At 62.3% G+C, this 3,254-nt stretch carries 4 protein-coding genes; 2 read left to right on the top strand and 2 right to left on the bottom strand.

Features of this window, described 5'->3' with window-relative positions; genetic code table 11:
- Positions 1–18: 18 nt before the first annotated feature.
- Positions 19–447: an Arc family DNA-binding protein gene (locus JOY90_RS03715; protein WP_291689814.1), complete on the top strand. Its 429-nt coding sequence runs from the start codon at positions 19–21 to the stop codon at positions 445–447.
- A gap of 68 nt (positions 448–515) precedes the next feature.
- Here the strand turns inward: JOY90_RS03715 and JOY90_RS03710 are convergent, their stop codons facing one another.
- Positions 516–932 carry a VOC family protein gene (locus JOY90_RS03710; RefSeq protein ID WP_291689813.1) on the bottom strand — a complete coding sequence of 139 codons (417 nt, stop codon included), beginning with the start codon at positions 930–932 and terminating at the stop codon, positions 516–518.
- Between the two features lie 417 nt (positions 933–1,349).
- Between JOY90_RS03710 and JOY90_RS03705 the strand changes: the two genes are divergently transcribed.
- A complete protein-coding gene (locus JOY90_RS03705; RefSeq protein WP_291689812.1) occupies positions 1,350–2,864 on the top strand; it encodes an ATP-binding cassette domain-containing protein in 1,515 nt (504 codons plus the stop codon).
- 235 nt (positions 2,865–3,099) lie between these two features.
- Here JOY90_RS03705 and JOY90_RS40040 read toward each other — a convergent pair whose 3' ends face one another.
- A complete protein-coding gene (locus JOY90_RS40040) occupies positions 3,100–3,183 on the bottom strand; it encodes a helix-turn-helix domain-containing protein (protein WP_367276875.1) in 84 nt (27 codons plus the stop codon).
- Positions 3,184–3,254: the final 71 nt, after the last annotated feature.

The following is a 3,254-nucleotide window of genomic DNA, read 5'->3' as shown; positions in this document are numbered from 1 at the left end:
TGACATGGATCGCGACGGATGCAGAGCGAGGATCGAGTGGCGAGAAAAACTGTAAAGCGGAGATCGGGATCGTCCGATGCCGACAAGCCAGCAAAGCCCGGCGGTCTTCGGGAACGCCTCACCAATTCGACGGAAACCGCCGACGAGCACCTTGCACGCATCGATGCCGCGCTTGCTCATTTGAAAACCGAGACAAGTTCGTCAGGCAGAGCGTCGCTGCAATTTCTTCTGCAGTTTCCCAACGAAGCCATGCGCGAGAGGATCACATTTCTCGCGAAGGCGAACGGCAGGTCGGTGAACGCCGAGATCATTGACAGGCTTCAACGGTCTATCACCGATACGATGCCGGTCAATGACGCCATCGCCGAGCTTTATGACCGGGTTCAGAAGCTGGAAGGCGCCGTCAAGGAGCACGGTGACCGGCTAAACATCCGCGACAACAGATAGATTGGCGATCAACACTCTCCGCGCCACGACGCGCCGGAGCAAACCGCTTCTCGGCGCGGCGTCGTCGGCTAACGACTGCTCTCGCAGCCATGCATCGACTTGCGCTGGACCAGGTCCCAACGGTTGCCACAGAAATCCTCGAAAACCGCGACGACACTATAGGCCTCGTGCCGCGGCGCCTCAACGAACCGCACGCCGGCCGCGATCATGCGCGCATGGTCGCGGTCGAAATCATCCGTCTCCAGGAACAGGAAGACCCGTCCTCCGGTCTGGTCACCAATCCGCGCCACTTGGGCCGGACCGTCAGCCCGCGCCAATAGCAGGCCGGAGCCGGTACCGCCCGCCGGGCGCACGACCACCCAACGCTTGCCGCCGCCGAGCGGCGTATCCTCACAGAGTTCGAAATCCAGGGCGCCGGTGAAGAATGCGATCGCCTCGTCATAGTCCGCGACTACGAGGCTGACGAGGGAAAGATACTGATTCATGACTCATACCGGGCCGAATGCGACAGCTGGCCGTCAAATCGTGGACGTCGTAACTCTAAGAAGAGGAGCGCGTGCCAGGTGGCCGTATCATAGCGCCACCGCGAAGCAATGGTACCCATCCTCAGCGGCCGCCGTGCGTCACGTCGCTGCACAACGGGACACAAGACCCGCCGTTTGCGCCGGGCGCGGCGACCAAGGCCATACTCTTGTCCGTGCAAGATGGAGCTGGTAAAGTTCCCGATCTTCAAGTTGATCAGGAGGGGGAAGCTGGTGCTCCACCATCGCTTCCATGATCGAACCCGCGGACCTGTTTCCGCCCCGCGCTTCATTTCGCGGGGCTGACCGGGAAACGCATCGCCGTCTCATCGTCAGCCTTTCCAGCGCGTTTTTGCGCCGTCCTGACCTGATGAGATTGCAATGTCCCTGATCGCCGTCAAAGACCTTTCGCTGACTCGTCGTGAGTCCTTGTTCGCTGGACTGAGCTTCTCGATCGCCAAGGGCGATCGCCTTGGCCTCGTTGCTGCCAACGGACGTGGCAAGTCTTCACTGCTGCGTGTCATGGCAAACGAGGAAGACGTAACAGCGGGCACCATCACCCGCGCACGGGGCCTGATCGTCGGGTCGGCGCCGCAGGATCTGCCGGAACGGCTCCTGTCCTTGAGCTTCCATGACGCCGTGCACGACGCTCTCACCTCCGAGGTCGCTGAGGCCGAAAGCTGGCGGGTCGATATCCTGCTCGACGATCTCGCCGTGGACGAGGCCATACGGGAGCGCGCCGTTCACAGCCTGTCCGGCGGTTGGCAACGGACAGTGCTGCTGGCGAGAGCCTCGGTGGTCGAGCCCGATCTGCTCTTGCTGGACGAGCCGACCAACCATCTCGACATCGGCCGGATCGGCGTTCTGGAGAGGTTTCTTGCCGCATTGCGGCGCGACTGCGCCGTCGTTGTCGCGAGCCATGACCGCGCCTTTCTCGATGCCGTGACCTACCGCACCCTGTTCCTGCGGCCGGAGGAAAGCGTGGATTTTTCCCTGCCCTATTCACGCGCCCAACAGGCATTGGAAGTTCGCGACGCGGCGCGGAACAGGCAGTTCGAGAATGACATGGGCAAGGTCAGGGCGCTGCGGCAGCAGGCGGCGAAGCTCAAGAACATCGGCATCAATTCCGGGTCCGATCTGCTGGTCGTGAAGACCAAGCAGCTTTCCGAGCGAGCCGACAGACTGGAAGAGCGCGCGCGGCCCGCGCATCAGGAGCGTTCGGCGGGAGCGATCCGTCTGACCAACAGCGGCACCTACGCCAAGGCACTGGTCACATTCGACGAGGCGTCGATCACCGCGCCGGACGGTCGGCTTCTGTTCCGTACCGGGCGGCTCTGGATCGAGAACGGAGATCGCGTCGTCCTGCTCGGAGCCAACGGCACGGGCAAGACGCGGCTGGTCGAAAGGCTGCGGACGGCCGTGGCCGGGTCGGACCCGGATATCCGGGGCGCAGCGAGCCTCAAGCTCGGCCATTCCGATCAGGCGCTGTCCCAGCTCGATCGATTTGCGACGCCCTGGGAAGCCGTCAAGCGGTCGAGCGATCTGACCGATCAGCAGGCGCGCACCCAACTCGCCGGAGCGGGAATCGCGATCGATACTCAGGCCGCACCTGTCGCGCGACTTTCGGGAGGACAGCGAGCACGGCTTGCGCTGCTGCTGCTGCGGCTCGCGCGGCCCAATTTCTACCTGCTGGACGAGCCGACTAACCATCTCGATATCGAGGGCCAGGATATGCTGGAGAGCGAGTTGATCGAACACGGCGCAGCCTGCCTCCTGGTCAGCCACGACCGCGCCTTTGTGCGGGCGGTGGCAACACGGATCTGGGTAATCACGGGCAAGCGGCTTGTCGAGGTTGACGACCCGCAGCCGATCTTCGACAAGCTGATGTCCGACTGAAACGTTGGCCTCGGCCTGCGCGGCCGGCCGGTTGCGGAAGGTTGAGCTGCTGCAAACTGCGGGTCGATGACGATCAGGAGGTGCTGTCAGGCCGAAAACTCTCGAGCCTGTAAATAAGATGAGGCGGCCTCATCGATGCGCCATCAATGTTGGCCCGAAAAATGGAATCCCGGTGACCAGGCCTGGCAAGCTTTGCCCGAACTCGGATTGATCAAAGCTAGTTGTGCTTCGTTCGCTACCAGTTTCTGATATAGCTGCGATCGACCTTCGCACGAAACGCGAGTTCCTCCTGAGTCCAGCCCTTCTCAGTTCGCAGCAGTCGGAGATTTTCGAACGACGATGTGCCGCATGTGGCGGAATTGGACTCTCGACGGCGACTTCATGGTCGTG

This window comes from Bradyrhizobium sp. (assembly GCF_019242285.1).
In the GTDB taxonomy this organism is placed as follows: Bacteria; Pseudomonadota; Alphaproteobacteria; order Rhizobiales; family Xanthobacteraceae; genus Bradyrhizobium.
Note: the sequence above shows the minus strand (reverse complement) of the source record. Positions and strands in the feature narration are given on the sequence as shown.